19 protein-coding genes and 2 pseudogenes are annotated in these 22,013 nt (G+C 39.8%); 8 read left to right on the top strand and 13 right to left on the bottom strand.

Annotated elements, in window-relative coordinates; all coding sequences use genetic code 11:
* Window positions 1-36: 36 nt before the first annotated feature.
* From BQ5903_RS01620 to BQ5903_RS01600, 5 genes are all read right to left on the bottom strand, one after another.
* A complete protein-coding gene (locus tag BQ5903_RS01620; protein WP_010494944.1) occupies window positions 37-297 on the bottom strand; it encodes a hypothetical protein in 261 nt (86 codons plus the stop codon).
* A gap of 140 nt (window positions 298-437) precedes the next feature.
* A complete protein-coding gene (locus BQ5903_RS01615; protein ID WP_010494945.1) occupies window positions 438-707 on the bottom strand; it encodes a hypothetical protein in 270 nt (89 codons plus the stop codon).
* A 33-nt stretch (window positions 708-740) separates the two neighbouring features.
* Window positions 741-1,253: a GNAT family N-acetyltransferase gene (locus BQ5903_RS01610; RefSeq protein WP_010494946.1), complete on the bottom strand. Its 513-nt coding sequence runs from the start codon at window positions 1,251-1,253 to the stop codon at window positions 741-743.
* 224 nt (window positions 1,254-1,477) lie between these two features.
* On the bottom strand, window positions 1,478-1,903 hold the full coding sequence (locus BQ5903_RS01605; RefSeq protein WP_010494948.1) for an Hsp20/alpha crystallin family protein: 426 nt from the start codon (window positions 1,901-1,903) through the stop codon (window positions 1,478-1,480).
* A 233-nt stretch (window positions 1,904-2,136) separates the two neighbouring features.
* Window positions 2,137-3,102, bottom strand: coding sequence for a D-2-hydroxyacid dehydrogenase (locus BQ5903_RS01600; RefSeq protein WP_010494950.1), 966 nt, complete (start codon window positions 3,100-3,102; stop codon window positions 2,137-2,139).
* A 422-nt stretch (window positions 3,103-3,524) separates the two neighbouring features.
* On the opposite strand from BQ5903_RS01600, the pseudogene BQ5903_RS01595 reads away from it, so the two are divergent.
* The 4 genes and pseudogenes from BQ5903_RS01595 to BQ5903_RS01580 all read left to right on the top strand — a co-directional run.
* Window positions 3,525-3,950, top strand: a pseudogene (locus tag BQ5903_RS01595) (LLM class flavin-dependent oxidoreductase); the annotation flags it as partial.
* A gap of 114 nt (window positions 3,951-4,064) precedes the next feature.
* Window positions 4,065-5,093: an IS30 family transposase gene (locus tag BQ5903_RS01590; protein ID WP_079578558.1), complete on the top strand. Its 1,029-nt coding sequence runs from the start codon at window positions 4,065-4,067 to the stop codon at window positions 5,091-5,093.
* A gap of 72 nt (window positions 5,094-5,165) precedes the next feature.
* Window positions 5,166-5,807 (top strand): annotated as a pseudogene (locus BQ5903_RS01585) (LLM class flavin-dependent oxidoreductase); the annotation flags it as partial.
* Window positions 5,800-6,447, top strand: coding sequence for an NADPH-dependent F420 reductase (locus BQ5903_RS01580; RefSeq protein ID WP_079578554.1), 648 nt, complete (start codon window positions 5,800-5,802; stop codon window positions 6,445-6,447). The pseudogene BQ5903_RS01585 and the gene BQ5903_RS01580, both read left to right, overlap by 8 nt.
* A gap of 71 nt (window positions 6,448-6,518) precedes the next feature.
* On the opposite strand, the gene gdhA is transcribed toward BQ5903_RS01580, so the two are convergent.
* The 5 genes from gdhA to BQ5903_RS01555 all read right to left on the bottom strand — a co-directional run bounded on the left by gdhA (window position 6,519) and on the right by BQ5903_RS01555 (window position 11,082).
* Window positions 6,519-7,865 (bottom strand): NADP-specific glutamate dehydrogenase, encoded by a 1,347-nt coding sequence (gene gdhA, locus BQ5903_RS01575; RefSeq protein WP_010494976.1) that lies wholly within the window; start codon window positions 7,863-7,865, stop codon window positions 6,519-6,521.
* A 233-nt stretch (window positions 7,866-8,098) separates the two neighbouring features.
* Window positions 8,099-8,728 (bottom strand): HAD family hydrolase, encoded by a 630-nt coding sequence (locus BQ5903_RS01570; RefSeq protein ID WP_010494977.1) that lies wholly within the window; start codon window positions 8,726-8,728, stop codon window positions 8,099-8,101.
* 184 nt (window positions 8,729-8,912) lie between these two features.
* Window positions 8,913-10,118 (bottom strand): MFS transporter, encoded by a 1,206-nt coding sequence (locus tag BQ5903_RS01565; protein ID WP_010494979.1) that lies wholly within the window; start codon window positions 10,116-10,118, stop codon window positions 8,913-8,915.
* 50 nt (window positions 10,119-10,168) lie between these two features.
* Window positions 10,169-10,630: an NUDIX hydrolase gene (locus BQ5903_RS01560; RefSeq protein WP_010494981.1), complete on the bottom strand. Its 462-nt coding sequence runs from the start codon at window positions 10,628-10,630 to the stop codon at window positions 10,169-10,171.
* Window positions 10,631-10,875: 245 nt separating this feature from the next.
* Window positions 10,876-11,082, bottom strand: coding sequence for a hypothetical protein (locus tag BQ5903_RS01555; protein ID WP_010494990.1), 207 nt, complete (start codon window positions 11,080-11,082; stop codon window positions 10,876-10,878).
* Between the two features lie 453 nt (window positions 11,083-11,535).
* Here BQ5903_RS01555 and BQ5903_RS01550 point away from each other — a divergent pair, with 453 nt between their 5' ends.
* From BQ5903_RS01550 to BQ5903_RS01540, 3 genes are all read left to right on the top strand, one after another.
* Complete coding sequence (locus tag BQ5903_RS01550; protein ID WP_331200002.1) at window positions 11,536-13,152, top strand: BCCT family transporter; 1,617 nt, start codon at window positions 11,536-11,538, stop codon at window positions 13,150-13,152.
* Window positions 13,153-13,250: 98 nt separating this feature from the next.
* On the top strand, window positions 13,251-14,129 hold the full coding sequence (pepI, locus tag BQ5903_RS01545; RefSeq protein ID WP_056988160.1) for a proline iminopeptidase: 879 nt from the start codon (window positions 13,251-13,253) through the stop codon (window positions 14,127-14,129).
* 317 nt (window positions 14,130-14,446) lie between these two features.
* Window positions 14,447-16,219: an oleate hydratase gene (locus tag BQ5903_RS01540; RefSeq protein ID WP_010494999.1), complete on the top strand. Its 1,773-nt coding sequence runs from the start codon at window positions 14,447-14,449 to the stop codon at window positions 16,217-16,219.
* Window positions 16,220-16,431: 212 nt separating this feature from the next.
* Here the strand turns inward: BQ5903_RS01540 and BQ5903_RS01535 are convergent, their stop codons facing one another.
* Window positions 16,432-17,673 carry an ISL3 family transposase gene (locus BQ5903_RS01535; RefSeq protein ID WP_079578423.1) on the bottom strand — a complete coding sequence of 414 codons (1,242 nt, stop codon included), beginning with the start codon at window positions 17,671-17,673 and terminating at the stop codon, window positions 16,432-16,434.
* Between the two features lie 274 nt (window positions 17,674-17,947).
* Between BQ5903_RS01535 and BQ5903_RS01530 the strand changes: the two genes are divergently transcribed.
* Window positions 17,948-18,721, top strand: a complete 774-nt coding sequence (locus BQ5903_RS01530) for a (S)-acetoin forming diacetyl reductase (protein WP_056971287.1) — start codon at window positions 17,948-17,950, stop codon at window positions 18,719-18,721.
* A 118-nt stretch (window positions 18,722-18,839) separates the two neighbouring features.
* Here BQ5903_RS01530 and BQ5903_RS01525 read toward each other — a convergent pair whose 3' ends face one another.
* Entirely contained in the window at window positions 18,840-19,913 is a 1,074-nt protein-coding gene (locus BQ5903_RS01525; RefSeq protein WP_079578550.1) for a dipeptide epimerase, read from the bottom strand.
* A 165-nt stretch (window positions 19,914-20,078) separates the two neighbouring features.
* Entirely contained in the window at window positions 20,079-21,992 is a 1,914-nt protein-coding gene (locus BQ5903_RS01520) for a flavocytochrome c (RefSeq protein WP_079578548.1), read from the bottom strand.
* Between the last annotated feature and the right edge of the window lie 21 nt (window positions 21,993-22,013).

Below are 22,013 nucleotides of genomic sequence, written 5' to 3'. Positions count from 1 at the left end.
GGCGAAAATTCTCATTCTCATAATTATTAACAGGTCTTACACTTGATTCGTTTCTTGCAAAAAACGACTTTCTATCTTATCTTGCAATTTACTGAGCTCGTCTTCAACATTATTCTTCTCCTGGTCAGCGTTATAACGTCTGATCTGTCCCATTAGATTACTAAAATCCAACAATGACAATACGTAGGTACGATCGGCCATTTTTTGATCTTCGTGATACTTCTTCAAGATCTTACGTTTAGGGCCTACATAGAGATCATAGTCTTGAAACTGTGCGATCAAATCATTTTTCGACAAAATATTACCTCCTCTTACTTCAGTATAGTCCTTTTACCTAAAGCTTTTCAAAATATCCAACTATTTTTCACAAAGAAAAATAAAGCACCAGCATTAACTGATGCTTTATCACCTACCACACAAACTAACATCAAAACCACTTACTGCTTTAAAAATTGCTGCTCAATGTAACGCTTGATAATTTGCTTCTTTTCTGCTCCAGCTTCCTTGTATTGAACAATATAATTTTTAAGATAAGCCATCATTTCAGGTGAAAACTTATACTTCTTGTCTTCTAAATCATATTTTGCAACCAGATCCATGCTGTATCTTTGAACCAAATTATCGTGTTCATCGGCATAAAGCGCAAAGTCAGGAAAATCCACCAATAACTTATATCCCATAATTTCACTGTCTAAGTCATGTGTCATTCGCTCAACTCCTTTGCTTTACCACATTATTCATTACTTATGCTGTCTGTCTCTCATGAAATCATGCTTTAATATACCCATAAAGTAACAATCCCGATAACTTCCTCGCGCATAAAATTGTTCCTTCATAGTTCCTTCTAATTGGAATCCCAATTTTTTATAGACATGAATTGCCGATTTATTTACAGTATCAACATACAAAAACACCTTATGCATATTTAGAATATAAAAAGCATGTTCCAATGCACTTTCCATCGCTTTTTGCGCTAACTTTCTACCACGGAATTTACTCAGAACAATAACTTGGATCTCGCACGTCCGCGGTATGTAGTCAATATCTACCAATTCCACAACACCTGCAAACTCCCCTGCTTCTTCGATCACAAAACGGCGTTCGTGCGTATCATGAATATGTTCATTATATAACTCTTCTAACTCGTCATAGGATTCATACGGTTCTTCAAACCAATATGCCATAGTATCTTGCTCATTACGAACACCATGAACATCCTTAAGATCTTTTCTTTCTAACGGCCTGATCAGCAAATTGACCCCTCCTCTTCTTAATTCTACCAAAGGGTTAAGATATCACAATGAAAATGTCCTAATATTACTACTATTTAATGTTTACTCCTGTAAATTGTGATATTTTACCTCAGCAGAAAGGTATAACTAAAAAATTATCCATTTTCAAGCCAATAAAAAAAGCCAGTGCCTAGCGCACCAGCTTCTTTTTTATACTACTTGTTCTTCCAGTCAACTAATTGTTTTTAGCCAATTTCGATTTTATGCCCAGTTTCTTTCTTTTCTGCTTTTGGCAAGTTGATCGTCAATACTCCCTTATCGGACTTAGCCGAAATCTTATCACCAGCAACATCTGGCAAACGATAATTTCGAACATATTCGCCATATGAACGTTCACTTGCAATAACATTTTGTTTTTCATCTTTCTTATCAAGAGCTGAATTTCTCTTGGCCTTAATGCTTAACACATCCTGGTCATATGAAAGATCAATGTTTTCCTTATCAACACCAGGTATATCTACAGTTACTTGATAACCATCTTTAGTCTCCGTAATGTCACTCTTCATATTATCTGCTGAATCCATTGTAAAGAATGGTTCACCAAAGTTTTCAAAGAAACCATCACCGATGTTCATCAATTGATTCAAGTTGCTTGCTAATTCATTATTCATATTATTAGATCCCCTTTCCTTCTTTACATTGTATATAATACACCATTAGTCAAAGTTAGTCAAACTTTTTAAAAATAAATCAATTAGTTTGCTAAGTGCTGATATAAAAGGATTATAAGGAGAAAATACGACTAAGTGTTTTCAAAATAGTCAAAAAAAGTCAAACTTTTTTGAAATTAAATAATCAGGAAACTATTTTAAGCAGAAATTCCCTGATTATTTAATTTTATTTATTACTTATCAACAACATTTTTCTTTCGACCTGCCAAAAATTCGGTCAAATTATCGACCGCGATACCTAACAGACGGACTCTTGTTTCTTGTGGTGCCCAAGCAATATGGGGAGTAATATAACAATTATCTGCATCTAACAATGGACTATCCGCATTAAGCGGTTCACATTGTGCAACGTCAACTGCTGCAGCAGCAATCTGCCCATTATTCAGTGCATCAGCGACATCTTTCTCGTTGATCAGCCCACCCCTGGCAGTATTTAGCAGTATAGCCGAATCTTTCATTTTCTTTAAGGAAGAATCATTTATCATTTCTGTAGTGTCTGGTGTTTGCGGGACATGCAAGCTGACAACATCGGAGTTTTTCAGCAGAGTATCCAAACTGACTTGCTTTTGCCAATCTTGTTTAACTTTTTTAGGACGATGATTGTAAAAAATCACAGTCATTCCAAATGCATGTCCAATCTCAGCAACCTTTTGGGCTATCCTGCCAAAGCCTACTAGTCCAAGTACCTTTCCTTGCAACTCTGTCAAAGGTTTAGCAAAGAAACTAAAGTCAGGATTACTTGACCATTTTCCATTATGAACTAACCGGTCATGTAAACCAACTTGACTAGTGATTTCCAATAACAGCGCAAAAGTAAATTGTGCCACAGCTTCAGTTCCGTAAGTCGGAATATTCGTAACTGTGACCCCTGCCTTGGTTGCCGCAGCTATATCGATCACATTATATCCAGTAGCTAAAACTCCAATATATCCTATGTTAGGTGCACTATTAATAATTTCTTCATCTATAGGGGTTTTATTTGTCAAAACGATCCGTGCATCACCGATCCGTTTTAAAATTTCTTTCTTATCAGTAAACGAAGTCCGATCATAAATCTCGCATTCACCGATTTCTTGTAACGGTGCCCAATCAATATCACCTGGATTTAACGCATATCCATCTAAAACAACAATCTTCATTAAAAGTACCTCCTTATAAGATCAAAACAGAGCGGAGAAAGTCGGAACAAGGCGAGCTCTAATCGGCTTTCACACCATAATGTGTTTGTGGAAGTTAACTAGGCGCAGTCTTGTGGCTTTCGGAGCTCGACTACAAAACAGAGCAAAATACGCCGTTTAAGAAACGAGTATCATTAAAAACAAACATATCTACACATATATGTTATATCTTGGTGCTCTATTAAATAAATTTTTCTTAGCTAAAATAGTCACACTATATCCATTATTCTACCAATTAACAAACCTAATTTTCAAAAAATAGTTTGTATGCAATACTTTTTTTAAAGAAGTACTTGACGCACAAATAAAAAAAAAAAATCAGTAAATTATATCTATAGTTACTAACAAAAAGTAAGCTTTTTTAGCGTCTGGAGGTTTGTAAAATGACAGCTACAAATAAATTAGTTTTTGGACTTGACACATTTGGCGATGTTCCTGATAATCCAGCAAACGATCTCCCTGTTTCATACTCAGTCGCCTTGAAGCAAATAATCAAGGAAGCAAAATTAGCAGATAATATAGGGATCGATGTAATTGCCTTAGGCGAGCATCATCGTCCTGAATATGCTATTTCCAGCCCTGATACGATGCTGGTCGCAATCGCAACTATCACTAAAAATATTAAACTCAGTACTGGGGTCACCGTACTCAGCTCAGATGATCCAGACCGTGTTTACGAACGTTTTGCAACTCTAGATAATATTTCCGACGGCAGAGCCCAAATTATGCTAGGCCGTGGCTCATTCACTGAATCATTTCCATTATTTGGCTACAATTTAGAAAATTATGATGCCTTATTTGAACCCCGATTTAAAATTGAAGTGCAACACTTGATAACTAGACCAATTAGACTAGCTTAAAAGGCCATGAAGGCCTATTCTTATTATTAACGACAAAATCAACAGATAAGGATAGGTGTCTTCATGACCCAAACTAAGAATATCATGCCTAAGCATTACCAACAACTCCAATCTTTTGAACGCGGTCAAATTGAGTCCCTGACTCGATTAGGATTTGGCGTTCGTCAGATCGCCAGCCGGCTTCACCGGAGTCCCAGCACCATTTCTCGCGAATTAAAACGCGGGTTAACCACCCAGATTGATTCCCAGAAACATCGGTCATATCAGGGCTACTTTGCCGAGCGCGGGGCGGCTTACTATCGAGAACAGCGGGCCAAGTGTCACCCCAAAGGTTTACTGCAGCGGGCTGCCGTGTTCTTCAAGTCCCTGCCGAAAGCTTTAAAAGCTAAGCCACGAGTTTTCAGTGTCGATACGTATGTCCACTATTTCAAAGCTCATTACCCGGGCTTTCCCTGCCCATCAACGGCTACGGTCTATCGGTATATCGAGGCTGGCAAGCTCCCGGAGCTTCACAACTATGATTTACCCATGAAGCTACGTCGCCGCGTTAAACGCCCGAATCACCGACATGCCCGCCTGAATAAAAAACGGTTTGGACAGTCCATTGAAGACCGGCCCGCAGTGGTTCGGAAACGTCAGGAGTTGGGCCATTGGGAAGGCGACTTAGTGAAAGCCAAACGGGTTGAGTCCGAACCAGCTTTAATGACGTTAACCGAGCGAGTTAGCCGGATGGAAATTATCGTTAAATTGCCTGATTACCGGGCAGAGACTTGCCGGCAAGCCCTCCAAGATACGATTGATGATTACGGTGCAGAAAACTTTCGGACGATCACGTTTGACAACGGCTCGGAATTCGCTAGTTTAAATCAGGTTCAAGGAACGGAAATCTACTTTGCCCATCCATATTCTCCCTGGGAACGGGGCACTAATGAGAATGTGAATGGTCAATTAAGAGAGTTCTTCCCAAAGGGGCATTCCTTTAAAAACCTCTCATTAGTGGATCTGCAGTTGGTTCAAGACACGCTGAATCACCGTCCCCGCCGCTGTTTAAGCTATAGTTGTCCAGCGGATGTTATGCCACAACTGGTTTAACTTTCTAGACCAATTATAAGAATAGGCCATTAGTGTTGCACTTAACTTGACAATTGAGGTGCCTTATTTGAAGAAAAGATGGCCTTATTTAATAAATTACGCGATGAAGAAGCTGTTGATTGGTCTGGCAAGTTCACTCAAACCTTAGAAAAGCAAAAAATCTATCCCAAGATCAGCGGTCATAAGTTAGACACTTATGTTGGTATGGGCGGAACTCCTGATTCGATCATCAGAGCCGCTTACTATGGCTTCCCAGTTATTTTAGCGATCATTGGTGGTGCTCCTGAAAGATTTAAGCCATACGTTGATCTTTACCAGCGAGCTGCCGCCCAGTTTAACCAACCACAACATCCCTTAGGTATGCATTCACATGGCGTAATTGCGGATACAGATGATGAAGCCTACAATATCGCGTGGAAATATTTGCGCAGGTCGATGGATCGGATCGGGTCTGATCGCGGTTGGGTACCGATGGACAAAAAGCGTTTCGACTTTGAAATTAAGAAAGGTTCCTATTATGTTGGAACACCAGAGCATGTCGCACACAAAATCGCTGATAAAATGACTAAAGTTGGCGTGAAACGATTTGATTTCATCTATGGTGCCGGAGGACAATATGCTTTTCAAAGAGAAAAGTCAATTGAACTTTATGGTACAAAAGTTGTCCCTTTAGTCAAAGATCTCATAAAGTCGGGGGAATACAGCTATGAATAGACCAGTGATCGGGATTTTAGGAGCAGGAAAACTAGGTACTACACTTGCCAAGTTAAGTACCAAAGCCGGCTATCAAACGCTGATTGCAAGTTCAAAACCAGCCGCTAAGATTCAACTCACGATCAGTGTTCTTGTTCCAAAGGCTACTGCTCTTTCAGCCCAAGAGGTGACCCGGCAAGCAGACATCGTTATTTTGACCCTTCCTCTGAGCAAATATAAAACTATTGAAAAAACAGGGTTAGCTGGAAAAGTAGTTTTAGACGCCATGAACTATTGGTGGGAAGTTGACGGAACAGATAACATCTATACTACAAAAGATCATTCATCTTCAGAACTAGTGCAACAGTACTTATCAAAAGGTACCGTTGTCAAGGCTTTGAATCACATGGGGTATCATGACCTTGAAGATGAAGTAGGAAACGGTAAAGATGGTCAGCGCAAAGCTATTGCCCTTGCTGGGGATGATTTTAAAGCAGTTGCTGCAGCTGCCAAAATTGTCACAGATCTCGGATTCGATCCTTTAATACTTGATTCATTGGCACAAGGCAGAATTTTAGAACCAGGGACTTCCTTATTCGGTGCAGATGAAACTCAAAAAAGGCTACAGAAAATAATTGATAACGAACTTCAAAAACTATAGAAAAAACCGTTAGCTCAGACTTTGATCTGTAACTAAGGTTCTTTATTTGTCCTTAATACATATAATTTTAATTAAACCAACCCTTGGACCATCATCGCTGTCGCGACTTTTTCAAAACCAGCAATGTTTGCACCAGCTTGATAATTACCTTCTACACCATATTCTTTAGCGGCTGTTTCTGATTTACTAAAGATGTAATGCATGATAGTTTCAAGTTTATTATTGACCTGATCAAAGCTCCATGACAAGCGTTCACTGTTCTGACTCATTTCTAACGCTGAAACAGCTACACCACCTGCATTAGCCGCTTTTGCAGGACCATAATAGATATTATTTTCATTGTAGGTCTTGATTGCTTCAGGCATGCTTGGCATATTAGCTCCCTCACAGATATACTTAACATGATCTTTGACCATTAATTCTGCTTGTTTTTGATCGATCTCATTTTGTGTAGCACATGGCAAAGCCACATCGTAATCAATGTCATAATTCCAGACAGAGCCTTCCATGTAATGTGCTGTTGAAACTTTTTGGGCGTATTCCTTGATGCGTCCGCGTTCAATTTCTTTGATCTCCTTGACAGCTGAATAATCAATACCATCAGGGTCGTAAATAAAGCCGTCGGAATCGGATACCGTGATAACCTTAGCACCTAACTCAATTGCCTTTTGCAAAGCATACAAAGCTACGTTTCCTGAACCTGAAATTTTGATTTTCTTACCCTTCAGACTATCATTATGTGCATCCAGCATTGACTGAGTGTAATATAACAAACCATAACCTGTTGCCTCGACTCGTGCAGCACTGCCGCCAAAAGTCAGCCCCTTGCCGGTCAAGACTCCATTTTCAAAACCTCGTAACCGTTTATAGGCACCAAACAAGTAGCCAACTTCACGTCCGCCAACACCAATATCTCCTGCAGGTACATCCAGATCTGGACCGATATGACGAGCTAATTCTGTCATAAAGCTTTGGCAAAAACGCATAACTTCGCTGTCAGATTTCCCTTTAGGATCAAAGTCACTTCCGCCTTTACCGCCTCCGATCGGTAAACCAGTCAAACTATTCTTAAAGATCTGTTCAAATCCCAAAAACTTGACTGTACTTAAATTCACGCTGGGATGGAAACGTAATCCCCCCTTATACGGGCCAATGGCTGAATTAAACTGCACTCGATAACCACGGTTAACTTGATAATTTCCTGCATCATCTTGCCAAGGAACACGAAATTCGATCACTCGTTCCGGTTCAACCATTCTTTCCAGTAAGTTGGCCTTAATATATTCTGGATGTTTGTCCAACACCGGGATCAGTGAATCCAACACAGCAAAAACTGCCTCTTGAAATTCAGTCTGTTCTGGATCACGTCGTTGAATTGCTTCCTTAACGGTTGCAATATATTCTTGCGCCTTTGTCATTCATAATCTTCCTTTCAAATTCTCGAATCGTTTTTAATCGTATGTTAATTTATATACAACCATTTTCTAATAAAGCTGAGCTGCATGTCAACTATTTTCTGCTAAGTTCCACAAAAATAACATTTAGAAATCTGCCGTACATAATTTCTAAATGTTATTTCATTCAACTAGGACTCAACTGTTACGTTTTTTCTTCAATTCTTCACCAAACCGTTGTTTTTTGATAACTATTTTCACACGATCATTATCACGTCTTCTGGTGAATCCAATAATAATGGTTCCGATTTAAAATTATCTCTGGTACCTGTACCCCAAAGAGCACCGCCAAACGCCACTTTTGCTTTAATAGCGGAGCTTTCATCCGTATCAGCATCACCAATATAAAAGGCATCTTCTGCTTGATATCCTAATGTATTTAAGGCAAACTGCAGAGGTTCCGCAGAAGGTTTAGGATGCTTAGTATCACTAGAAGTAACGATCAATGACATTTTTTGGAACCACCAAAAAGACTGCAAGTTTTCTTGTGCATCTGCAGTGGTCCGTGAAGTAACGATCCCTAATTTGACATCAGGTGCAGCCAGTAGGTGATCGAACATCCTGTCTACTCCAGGATATGCTTCTGGTTGAAGTTCAACTTTCTGCGCGATCGCATCATATTCAGCAAACCATTCATCCAACCGACCTACTGGGATCTTAAAATACTCAACTTCCTGTTTGGCAGTCATAGTAAACGCGCGACTCAACTGAGCCTGGCTTGGGTTTACACCAAATTTTGGTAAAGCAGCTAACATTATCTTTTCATAGTACGGATAGCTATCTACTAAAGTTCCATCAACATCAAACAAAATTAACTTCTTTTTCATTCTCAGATCCATCCTTCCGTGAAACAGGGCAAAGAAAAGTGAGAAACAACAAGTATTATCAAACTCAGGCCCTATAGTACATTCTTGACACTATAAGATTCAAATTAACTATGCAAAATTATTTGAACTTCGGAGCCTAATAAATAAAAACCAAAACTGTGAATACCGATTTTCAAGTACTAACTTATTTACGATCTTTACGGTACGCCCAAGTAACTACTCCCAGATTGATCAATACCAAAAATGTCGTCATGATGAAAACATACCGATAGTCCAAAATACCAGCAACTCCAGATGCTAACATGGGACCGATCACTGAGCCGATAGCTTGAAATGACTGATTATAACTAAAGATCCGACTAACTGAGCTCGGCGGTGTATTTAATGACATAACCGTTTGAGTCACAGGCATTAAAGCTGCGTCGGCAATTCCGACAAAGAAACGTAAAACGCCTAATACAACAACCGTTTGAACAAAGTACATTGGGAAAAATAAAGCTCCTGATAATACCAACCCAGCAATCAATACTTTTTTCGCCCCAATATGGTCGCTCAACTGTCCTAATCGCGGTGCAGCAAGCAGTGTAGCAATTCCAGGTAAAGCAGCCACGATCCCACTGGCAAAAGCAACATTTCCGTTTCCATGCATCAGTTGCCTAACAAACAAGCTGATGATCGGATTGATTGAATTAGTGGCCGCCTGAATCAACATCGATGAAACAAACATCGCCCACACGATATGAATATTTTTGATTCCTACAAAAGCGCTTTGTCCATCCTGCTGACTATCTTTTTTAATAGGAGTAAAGTTTTCTTTCACACCAAAGAGTGTCACTAAAGTAGCCATCAACATTAAAGCTCCAAAAATAAAAAACGGGATCCGATAGCCCAACGCACCAGCAATTATTCCGCCAAAAACTGGCCCTACCAGTTGTCCGCCAACTGCACCAGTCGTCAAAGTTCCCATTGTTTTTCCACTGTATTCCCGGGGAACTTCACTGGCGATCAGTGCATATGCATTATTTATATATCCTGAAAAAGCACCTTGGATCAACCTTAACGCAATCAGCATCCATACATTTGTCGAGAAACCGGTCAAAGTTGCAGTAATTGTCATTCCGATCGCAGCACGCAGTAACATTGGTTTACGTCCGGTCTTATCAGCTAGTTTCCCCCATAACGGCGAAACTATCGCTTGACTTAAGAATGTACTAGAAAAAGCAAGACCTGTATATAAAGTTAATTCCCACTTGGGAAAATTCCCTAAAGTATTGACAAACAAGGGTAAGAAAGGCAAGCTCATGCTTGAACCTGCCCCAGTCGCAAAATTTCCTAGCCAGAGTGAATACATATTCTTTTGCCATTGAGCCAGTTGTCCCTTTTTTACCATTTTTATCTCATACGCCTATCTTTCTTTGAATCACTTGCTTTAAAGTATCATTAGAACTCTTCGTGAAAATATTTTGCTGCCGCTTTGATCATATCCATATTTTGTTGATTCAATAACGGAGGCAGGTCACTAAATGAAAAATATTTTAAACTCAACGTTTCATCTGTTCGTTCCTTTAATAATGATCCTCCAGCAGGTTCAACCAGATATAATCTACTGATCACTTGGGCTTGGTCACCATTGGGATAAGTAGTAAATCCTTGCTCAAAAGTACCGATCATATCGACCACTTCTACTTTAAGGCCACTATCTTCTTTCATTTCTCGATTTAAAGTTTCTAAAAAAGTTTCCCCATATTCCATGTACCCGCCAGGAAGACTCCAATTGTGTGTATCAGTCCGTTCCTGTAATAATATATTGTGTTCATCATTCACCACTACACCCGCCACGGCATTTAAAATAATAGGCATGTGTCCCACCTTGTCACGGATATCTTTAATATAATCTCTCATAATATTCACCTGTCTTTACCGCTATTATTATTTAATTCTACTTTACAATATTTCACTTAGAATATCATGGGAAGATAGCAAAAAAGTAATAATTATTTTAGCATGATACACCATTCAAAAATTTCACAGCTGATAAACTACTCACCAACCAACTATATTACATGACGCCAAAACAAAAATGCCCCCCTTTGTCATTTACAAAAGGGAGCTCTCATCTCAAAACAGTATTCTATTTTATTTGATTCCTAAATATTGACCACAGTTGACTTTTTTGCTTCACGAATAGCGTCTAATACAGTTTCACGATCTTGCGGACTCAACGGTTGCGCTAACAGAGTTGCAAAACCGCTAAAACTCAAACCAAGCATATCGGCCACATAGTATTCACTGACATTGCTTTCAGCGATCTTCCTTCTAACATCTTCATTTGGTAATCCACTTACGTCGCGCATAAAAAGTCCTCCTTAGATGATCTGGGGAGTTTCTTTCCCCAGTTATGTTGTAACAAATATTAGGGTGAAAAAGCAATAACTCTGTTCATTTATTAAGCAAATTCAAGAAGAAAACGCTTTTTTGCAATAATCCATCACTTATTTCTTATTATCCCTTAACAAAAACATTTAACGATGTATAATGAAAACGAAATTCATTTACGGATGAAGCTCGGCAATTTGTTGCAATAGCGTTGTTGCAAGTCGTCAGTGGACGGATACTGCAACGCTATTTGTGTATCCAAAACTGTGCGAATGCGAAATAAATAATTAAACTATTTAGCAAATTACTAAAGGTTGTGCCTAGCTATCTTTCACACCATATTGCCTAGTACGCAATATAGCATGAAAGCTCGTTAGTGCTCGCCTTTTACCCCGGGCTTCTCCACTTTGTTATTTTCCTAAGGAGGATTTATTATTTTATCACACAAAGCTATAGATAAACACATTTTTCTACCCGTTGTTGGTTTGTTCGGACTGACTGCCCTGTTCTTAATGTTTGGCGGCCACCGTTTACAAAAACCATTGGCTCGCATCTTAAGTTGGATCAACATTAGGTTTGGCTGGCTCTACCTTTTAGTTTTCATTATCAATTTTGTCTTCTTATTGTGGCTTGCATGTAGTCATTACGGTAATATCAAACTTGGTAAACCCAATGATAAACCTGTGTATAGTAATTTCAAATGGGGGTCTATGGTTTTTGCAACTGGGATCGATGCCAGTATTATGATGCTAAGTATTACTGATCCACTTGAGTTTATTCAAACACCGCCCTTTGGTTTAAAGCCCTACTCAGATTCAGCTTATGTAGCTTCAAGCGCTTTATCACAATTTAACTGGGGACCAATGGCATGGATGATGTTCGCTCCTGCAGCAATTTTGATTGGTTATGTAACCTATAGAAAAAAAAAGCCCACGCAAAAAATGAGTGATGGTTTTTCTTTCCTGCAAGGGAACAGTACTCTTAAAAAAATAAGTCGGACGATCATTGATTTTCTGGTTGTGATCGGGATCATCGGTGGTTTGGGTTCTTCGATCGGAATGGAAGTTCCACGGACCTCAACTGTTTTTTCTGCTGTTTCTAATATGCCCGATAGTATCTGGTTGCAGTTAGGAATTTTTTCAGTTCTCTTTATTCTCTTGGGATTAACAGTCTATAAGGGATTAAACGGTGGGATCGATCGTTTAAGCATGATTAATATTTATTTAACAATTGCTTTTTTGATTGTGATCTTAATTGTCGGTCCAACTCGTGATCTGATAATTAATTGGAGTAAAAGTTTAGTTGTTCTTGTACAGAAATTTGTACCGCTTTCTATTAACGTTAAACCTAGTCCAACTCAACAAGACACTATTTTCTATTGGGGTTGGTGGCTGACATTCATGCCGTTAATGGGAACTTTTATCTCACGTATTTCACGCGGAAGAACTATCCGGCAAATACTATTTGGCATGCTGGCGTATGGCGTCACTGGTTGTTTAACGTTTCATGCCGTTTTGGGTGGATATGGTCTATGGCTGCAAAAAACTGGAGCAGTTGACCTTGTCTCCATTTTAAATCATCATAGTCAGGCAGACGTGATCGTAGCTTTGATCTCGACCTTACCATTCAAGAAGGTCATGTTGATTTTTTATGCTATTTCTTGCTTTATTTTCTTGGCGACTACCATTTCTGGAGCCGCTTATGTACTTTCTTCATTTACAAGTACACCCTTGTACGGTAAAGAACCTAGTCGTTTCAATCGGATGAGCTGGGTTTTTATCTTTTTGTTCTTCGCCTTTAGTTTAGTTCTTGTTGGCGGTTTCCAGGTCATTCAAACTATGTCTGTAATCGCCGGTTTGCCGTTGACACTAGTTTGTTTATTAGTCCTTTACTCAATCTATCGTTCGGTTCGACACGACAGTGAGTTGATCTTCACTCCAAATGAATTAGAGAATACCGACAGACGTCAAGAATATACAGTTGAAAGAAAATTTGCCGTTCGGGGAAAGCTGATACTCTCATTTACTAACCGTAACTTTAGCAAATAATAAGCATCAATAATGACTCAGCTTTGGATTAAAAAACTGGGTCATTTTAATTTAGAGAGACACATATATAATAGAGTTAAAGGAAGTGATGAGCCACAATGAAGATCACTGAAGGTTATATGCCATTTCACGACTATCAAACTTATTTTCGCATTGTTGGTGAAGCAAAAAAAAATGCAGCACCGTTAATATTACTACACGGCGGGCCAGGCTCTTCCCATAATTATTTTGAAATGCTTGATGACTTGGCACAAGAAGGTTTCCGATTAGTTATGTATGACCAGTTAGGTTGCGGTCAGTCTTCTGCCCCAGATCAACCAGAACTTTGGCAAGCACAAACTTGGCTTGATGAATTAACTGAATTGCGCAGTTACTTGCACCTTGATCACGTTCATTTATTAGGACAATCTTTTGGCGGCATGTTAGCGCTAATGTATTTATTGGAAAAAAAACCGCAAGGAGTGCAAAGCCTGATTTTATCAAGTACTTTATCTTCAGCAAAACTATGGGCTAGTGAACAACATCGGCTAATCAAATATTTGCCTCAAGCCGAACAGGAAGCCATAGTTGTCGCTGAAAAAACGGGAAACTATTCAGAACCTGCTTATTTAGCTGCCAATGCCCACTACATGGCTTTACATGCGGCGGCTCCAGTCACCAAAGATTCACCTGAGCCTTTAAAAAGGGCAAAAATCAATGGGGAACAATCTTACATGACCGCTTGGGGTCCAAATGAATACACTCCGACCGGCACTTTGCGTAACTACGAATATACTGACAGACTAGCTGAGATCAAAATTCCGACTTTGATCACTAATGGTACAGATGACTTATGTACACCGTTAATTGCTAAAACTATGTATGATCATTTGTCCAATGCTCAATGGAAGTTATTCCAAAACAGTCGCCATATGCCGTTTGTTGAACACCACGATGAATACATTAACTTGCTAAGTTCATGGTTAACCGAACATTAAATAATTTTTCTAAAATAAGGAAACAGAACTCAAAAACTATTTTCTGAGTTCTATTTTTTTATCTTGTCATGACTCTTATTATTGATCAATTGCTGCTCTGATTTCTAACCTCAATTCAAAACCACTAAGCTCAGTTATACCATTATTAGTCTAAATTAGCTTATACCTTTGTATTTTTTCTCAGATCCAGATGGATGTTTTATTCCTAAAATTTAGTTTTTCTTAAATTAATACTTTCGCAGGAGCTTTATTTGAAAAATATACAATATAAAGCTATAATGGATTTTGAATAGTGATAATAGAAAGGGGCATTTTATATGTATCATTCAAATGGAAACTACGAAGCTCTAGTACATGCACGTAAACCTACAGGCGTCGACCAAAAATCTGCCTATATCGTTGGCGGCGGTTTAGCGGGTTTAGCAGCTGGCGTTTTCCTTGTTCGTGACGCACAAATGCCAGGTAAGCACATCCACATCTTAGAAGAATTACCAGTTGCAGGCGGTTCTTTAGACGGCACAAAGAAACCTGACATTGGATTTGTTACTCGCGGAGGCCGTGAAATGGAAAACCACTTTGAATGTATGTGGGATATGTATAGCTCGATTCCTTCATTAGAGATTCCAGGTGCTTCATACCTCGATGAATACTACTGGTTAGATAAAGATGACCCCAATTCCTCGAATTGTCGCATGATTTATTCACGTGGTAATGAAGTTCCAGATGATGGGCAGTATACCTTAGGTAAAACTTCTAAAGAAATCGTCAAACTGATCATGACACCTGAAGATAGTTTGGGCAAAAAAACCATCGAAGAATACTTTTCGGATGAATTCTTTACCAGCAATTTTTGGTATTATTGGTCGACCATGTTTGCTTTCGAAAAATGGCATTCAGTCGTTGAAATGCGTCGTTACTGCATGCGTTTTATTCATCACATTGATGGTTTACCTGATTTTACCGCTTTAAAGTTCAACAAATATAATCAGTATGAATCAATGACTTTACCGCTCGTAAAATATCTTGAAAAACATGGCGTGGATTTTCAATTTAATACAATCGTTAACAATGTGATCGTCAATACTAACAATGGTGAAAAACATGCGCAAAAATTATTACTGACCGTCGATGATACTCCACAAGAAATTCAATTAACTGATAATGATATCGTCTTTGTTACAAACGGTTCTATTACGGAAAGTTCAACTTACGGTGATCACCATACTCCTGCACCAACAACATCAAAACCTGGTCCAAGTTGGGAATTATGGGAAAACTTAGCAGAACAATCTGCTGATTTCGGTCATCCAAAAGTCTTTTACAAGAATCTTCCAAAAAAGTCTTGGTACATTTCAGCAACTGCTACTGTCAAAAACCCCGCAGTGGAACCCTACATTGAACATTTAACAAAACGAGACCTTCATGATGGTAAAGTCAATACCGGCGGGATCATCACGATCAAAGATTCGAATTGGATGATGAGCTTTTGCATTCACCGGCAACCGCATTTTAAATCGCAAAATGAAAATGAGACTACCGTATGGATCTATGGCTTGTACTCCAATACACAAGGAAACTATATCAAGAAAAACATTGAAGATTGCACTGGTGAAGAGATCACGGAGGAATGGCTTTACCACCTGGGTGTTCCAGAAGACTTAATCAGTAAACTTGCTCAACAAGACTCAATCAACACTAACCCTGTTTATATGCCATTTATCACTTCGTATTTTATGCCGCGAGTTAAAGGAGACCGTCCAGATATTGTTCCAACAGGTTCAAAGAATTTGGCCTTCATTGGCAACTTTGCTGAATCTCCGACACGTGACACAGTTTTTACGACAGAATATTCCATTAGGACAGCCATGGAGTCAGTGTATACTTTGTTAAATGTTGAACGCGGCGTACCTGAAGTTTTCAACTCCATCTACGATATCCGCGAGCTTCTCAAATCAATGTATTATTTGAACGACAAACAAAAATTAACTGACAGCGAACTGCCAATTCCTGGTTTTATTAAGCATCAAGGTCTCAAGAAAGTTAAAGGGACTTGGCTCGGAGAACTACTTGAAAATGCAAAACTAATTTAACAACTTTCCACATTTAAGCACGATCTCTCGTGATAATTAGGGACTTTGTCAAATAGTGTTGATGGTCCATAGAACTCTATCTTTATGGTAGGGTTCTTTTTTTACTGCCATAGCTAGATTAAAGTGTTTGGGTTGGGAGGCAGGTGCGGGTCCGAAGCGTAGCGAAATGGGCCCGCACCTGCCTCCCACAGTGTTGACCTAAATTTTTTATCTTAGGCATGGATCAATTTGATGCGGATAAAGAAATGCCTTAAGTTACTGAATCCGTAACAGCTACGTTTAAGTTCTTTGATCTTGCGATTGATCCCCTCTAACGGCCCATTAGAGTAGTCATAGAGACAAGCGTTCCTGATCCCTAAGTAGTTCTTTTGAATGGTCCTCATGACGGTATCCATTTCAGTACCATTGGGACGGTAGTTCATAACTAATTGTTGTAAAGTAGCCCGATCGCGGTTGCGAATAAAGGTTAAGATCGTTTGATAGGTCTGATAGTTTTCTGCGAACTGTGGAAAATTCTTGAGTCCCAGATCGACCACATTTTGGGCAGTCGTGTATTCATTTAATCCCCGATAATATTTAACCTGGGAGGTCTCAAGTTGATTTTCAGCTAAGTGGAATAAGCGCCAGTTGCTTTTTAAAACTTTATAGTTGCGGTCGTGGTGGTCGTTGATCCCTTTTAAAACACGCAGCCGTTCATGGTCAAGTGCCCGACCCGCTAACTGAACAATATGGAAACGGTCAAAGACGATCAGTGCGTTAGGAAAAAGACGACGGACGAAAGTCTGATACTGTGCATTCAGATCCATGGTCACCAGTTGAACTTTTTGACGCTCAGAAAGTGTATAAGTATTGGTGAAATACTCGCGGATCGTCTGCGAGAGACGATCTGGCAATAAGGCGACCAAATCATGTGTTTTTGCGTCAATGCAGATAAAAGAAAAGCAGTTCTTAGTTGAACGAAATTCGTCAAAGCTGAGAGCTGTCGGCAGCTCTTTGGGCGTTACTAAAGCCCGCTGATCCTTATACAAGATCCGTTGAACCGAGGAAGCTGAGATCCCCACGGCCTGGCTGATCGTCTTGACTGGCAGTGAGTTCTTAGCTAAAGTCGCGATTTCGTGGACTGCTTGGCGGGTGATCGAGTGCCGAGGCGGAGCGAGCTGCGTCTGCGCGCTAAAAGTATGGTGGCAAGTTCGGCACAGATAACGCTGTTTGCGCAGGTTCATGCGGAGCGGTTGTTCACCTAGGCTGGGCAGTTTCATCTTGGTCAGGCGGGTCCCATTCTGAACAAGATTCGTGGAACCACAATTAACACAGCGTTCGACGGGGTAAGTCAGCGTAGCTGAAAGCAGTTTTTCGTGAACTCCGGCCTGTGAAAAATCAGTACAAGCTGAAATTTTGATATTTGGGTCTTGGATATTGAGTAAATTTAGGATAGAATCAGTTTGGGACATCATTTATACCTCGCTTTGATTTGGTTTTATCGCTTTAATCGTAGCATATGAGGACAAATGATGTCCTTTTTTGTACAAAAATAGTGCTGATGAACGCTCATCAACACTAAAAAGTTTAGACCCGATAATTAGAACCACTCTTAATTAGCGGGAGATTTTTTTATGTCTAACAAACTACACTTAATTTTTATTGTTAATAAAAATACAAACTATATATTTCAAAAAACATACATGTTATAATGAAAGCGGTTCAATAATAATCTTTGGAGGGTTTACCATGACAAAAAAAGTTGCAATGATCACTGGTGGAGCACAAGGAATCGGGGAAGCAATTTCTCGTCGTTTAAGTCAAGATGGCTTTGCCGTTGCGATTGCTGATTTAAATAAAGAAAAAGGCAGTGAAGTTGCCGCCGACATCGAAAAGAATGGTGGGTCTGCTATTGCCGTCAAGTTAGACGTCTCTGACCGTGAAAACTTCTTTGCTGGTGTCAAAGAAGTCGTTGAAAAATTGGGCAGGCTTGATGTTTTGGTTAATAATGCGGGGCTTGGACCAACAACTCCGATCGAAACGATCACTCCCGAATCCTTTGACAAAGTTTACCATATTAATGTAGCTGGTGATATTTGGGGAATTCAAGCAGCCATTGAACAATTCAGAAAAAATGAAAATGGAGGCAAGATCATCAACGCAACTTCACAAGCTGGCGTGGTGGGTAATCCTAATCTTTCATTATATAGTAGTACAAAGTTTGCCGTACGCGGCTTGACTCAAGTGGCAGCCCGTGACTTAGCAAGCGAAAATATTACGGTCAACGCATACGCTCCTGGGATCGTAAAAACACCTATGATGTTTGACATTGCTCATCAAGTTGGAAAAAATGCTGGTAAAGATGATGACTGGGGCATGCAAACATTCGCGAAAGATATTGCTTTAAAGCGTCTTTCCGAACCGGAAGATGTAGCTGCTGCCGTTTCATTCTTAGCTGGACCAGATTCAAACTATATTACTGGTCAAACGATCGAAGTCGATGGCGGGATGCAATTCCATTAACACTTAACAATTAACAATTAAACAATTTTCTAGCTGTAAAAAACTACGCTTAACGATTTTTGTTAACGTAGTTTTTTGTTTATAGTATATCAATTGTTAATTTCGCAGTTGTCGTGCTTCAAGCAAAGCCCAGGCCCGGATGGTTTTTCAAAATAAAAGTATCTCTTATCAAAGAATATGGTTGTACAGCAGCGGACATATCCGCCATAAAAACAGAATCCAAATCGGCAAATTTGACGTTTTGATGAGCAGCGGCAAAACTAGCAGCGGCGGCGATCCCGCTGACAGACTCGATCATGCAGCCGATCATGCAATTAACTCCATAGAGTTCGCATAAATGGTTGATCTCCTCTGCCTGAGAAAGCCCACCAGTTTTCATCAATTTAATATTAATATAGTCACAAGCGTGCTGTTGCAATAGGTTTAAGGCATCCTTTGGTGAAAAAACACTTTCATCAGCCATGATCGGTAATGGAGAATTATCGGTAACACGTTTGAGTCCTTCGATGTCATGCGCATCAACCGGTTGCTCAATAAAATCTATTCGGTCAGCCAAATTATTCAACTGACCTATCAATGCTAAACTCCTCTTAGCATTCCAGGCTTGATTAGCATCGATCCGCAACCGTGTCGTTCTTTTAGTAGCCTTAGCTATTTGCTGGATCCGCTCGGTTTCTTGAGCGATATTAGTTCCGCCAACCTTGATTTTAAGTGCCTTAAAGCCTGCTTTTTCTTTTTCAACGGCTTCTTTAACCATCGCTTCCGGTTCACCGATCCCGATCGTAAAGTCTGTTGCAATTTGATCGTCATCACCGCCTAAATACTGATAAAGTGGCACTTTGAAAAGTTGTGCCCTTAAATCATACAAAGCGATCTCATAGGCTGCCTTAGCTGGACCATTATTTTTGATCGCACCATGTAGTTTTGCCAATAGTGCTTCCCAAGCTGTAAAATCCTGATTCAATAGTTGCGGCTTCAGCACATCATTGATCACGATCAATGCAGACTCTAAAGTATCACCTGTTACAACCTCATTAGCAGTAGCAGCTCCGTGTCCTTCTAGCCCGTTACTCAAGCGAATCGTTACGCCGATCGCCGCAATATCGTTAACTGTGTGCTTAGCTGTCACAAATGGATGCTTTAAAGGTGTATGTGTTGTTTCACTGGAAATCTCAGAAATCGTTAATTTCAATGTTAAACAGCCTCCTGTATGAATTATTTTAATATTCATTATACCCCTTGCATCGCGCATACAATACTTAAAAAGACCTGAGAGGATCATAAAAAACCACACAAAAACAGCCTAAATAATAAAGAATACATTCAGACTGCCTGTGATAAACTAATTACTTTAATATCAAACTTGACTTGGTGAGGTCGTAGCGTCAGTGCTATTTTCTTGATGCTCTTTTGCGGCTGTTTGAGCAGCTATCCGACCAAAAGTAAAAATATCTGCTAACGAATTACCGCCTAGACGGTTACCAGCGTGAAGACCACCAGCAACTTCTCCAGCTGCATATAGTCCAGAGATCGGTTGCCCACTTGTATCCAAAACATGAGCTGATGAATCTATTTTTAAGCCGCCCATGGTATGGTGCAAAGCTGGCTTACGCGGTGTAGCATAGAAAGGTGCTTTTTCAACTTTCAAATCAAATACATCCTTACCAAACCCCGGATCATGACCAGCATCAACGTATGAATTATACTTCGTGATCGTAGTAACTAATTCTGTTGGGTCAACTTTGATCTGCTTAGCTAAACCTTCTAAAGTATCATCTTTGAATAAGGTACCAGCCTCAACTTGTTCGTTGATTTTTTCTTGACTGGTATTATAAGCTGTACCCTTGATATTTTCATCAGCGATCAGGTAGAATAAGCTGCCGTTGTCGATTGCAGCCTGCGATAAAACATCGCGACTTTCATACTCATCAACAAAACGATCACCTTTGTTGTTGACCATCACAAAGTTTGCCGGCGGAACTTGCAAGCCGCTAAATAGTTCACCAGTTACTGGATCAGATACAGGCATCATTTGTGAAAATCCCATGCCAACTAAATCAGCACCAACATCCGTCCCCAGTTTAATACCATCACCTGTGATAGCTGGGGAGTTTGATGTCGCAATGTCGTCATCAAACTTAGTCCAATAAGTGTTATACTTTTGAACCATCTTAGTATTAGCAGCAAAACCACCTGAGGCCAAGATCACAGCATTGGCATGCACGATCACTTGTTGCCCATCAGCGTTGGTTGCTTCTAAACCAACTATCTGATTATTTTCTTTCAGTAATTTTTGCACCCGTGTGTCGGTAATGATCTGACCGCCTTGTTCTTTAACATATCTTTGCAGATTTGAAATATATTCAAAGCCTTGATTCTCCAAAGGTTTATGTCCCCGACGCCATTTAGCCCCAACAGGCATAGTAACTTCATTAGGGTCAAAACGAACACCGATACTTTGAAGCCAGCCAACCGACTTCAAAGCATTATCGACCAATGTTTTAACTAAGGTGTAGTCACCATGGATCTCAGTCCCATTCAAATCAGTCCGCTTACCGCCAAGATATGTTTGAATTTCGTGCAGTAACTTGGAATCAAATAAGAAATGTTCGCCGCTATCCAAGTATTCTTTTAATTGACCTTGAAGTTCATGAAAATCATCCAAATACTCGGGGTCAATCTTTTCATCTGGTATTTCCATTAAGTTCTTCAGCGTTGCAGCTTCACCTGGCAATGCATCGAAAGTATTCTGCCATTCAGAGTCAGCGGCATTCATCGGACCGCCTGTCCGAATCGTATTTCCACCAACAGCTGGAAATTTTTCCACTAAGATCGTCTTTTTACCAGCTTGAACTGAAGTTGCCGCGGCACTTAAACCAGTCCCGCCACCGCCAATGATAACAACATCAGCGCTATACTCGACAGTTCCTTTGATCTCACCTTTATCAGGTTTAGGGCGTTTCTTCAAAACATCCGGATCAGCGCCTGCCAGTGAAACCGCATCTGCAACTCCATTTAAAACACCGCGACTTGTATCTGAAGCTCCCGACACTGCGTCAACATTGAGTGTCTGTCCAGAAATGATTTGTTCTGGCATTCGTTGCCAAACTGTATCAGCGATCCCTATGGTTTCTCCTCTTGTATCAATATCGATATTCTCGATCCTGTTTTCTGAAAAAGTAACTTTCATTGGGACCTGGCTATTATGACCTGCTGCAGTTACTGAATATGTTCCTGGTTTAAAATTGATCTCGTCCATATGATCCTTCATCTGATCTACCCCATTTCTTAT

The organism is Ligilactobacillus acidipiscis (assembly GCF_900116935.1).
Classification (GTDB): domain Bacteria; phylum Bacillota; class Bacilli; order Lactobacillales; family Lactobacillaceae; genus Ligilactobacillus; species Ligilactobacillus acidipiscis.
The sequence above is the reverse complement of the archived record's forward strand: the minus strand, read 5'-3'. Positions and strand labels throughout refer to the sequence as shown.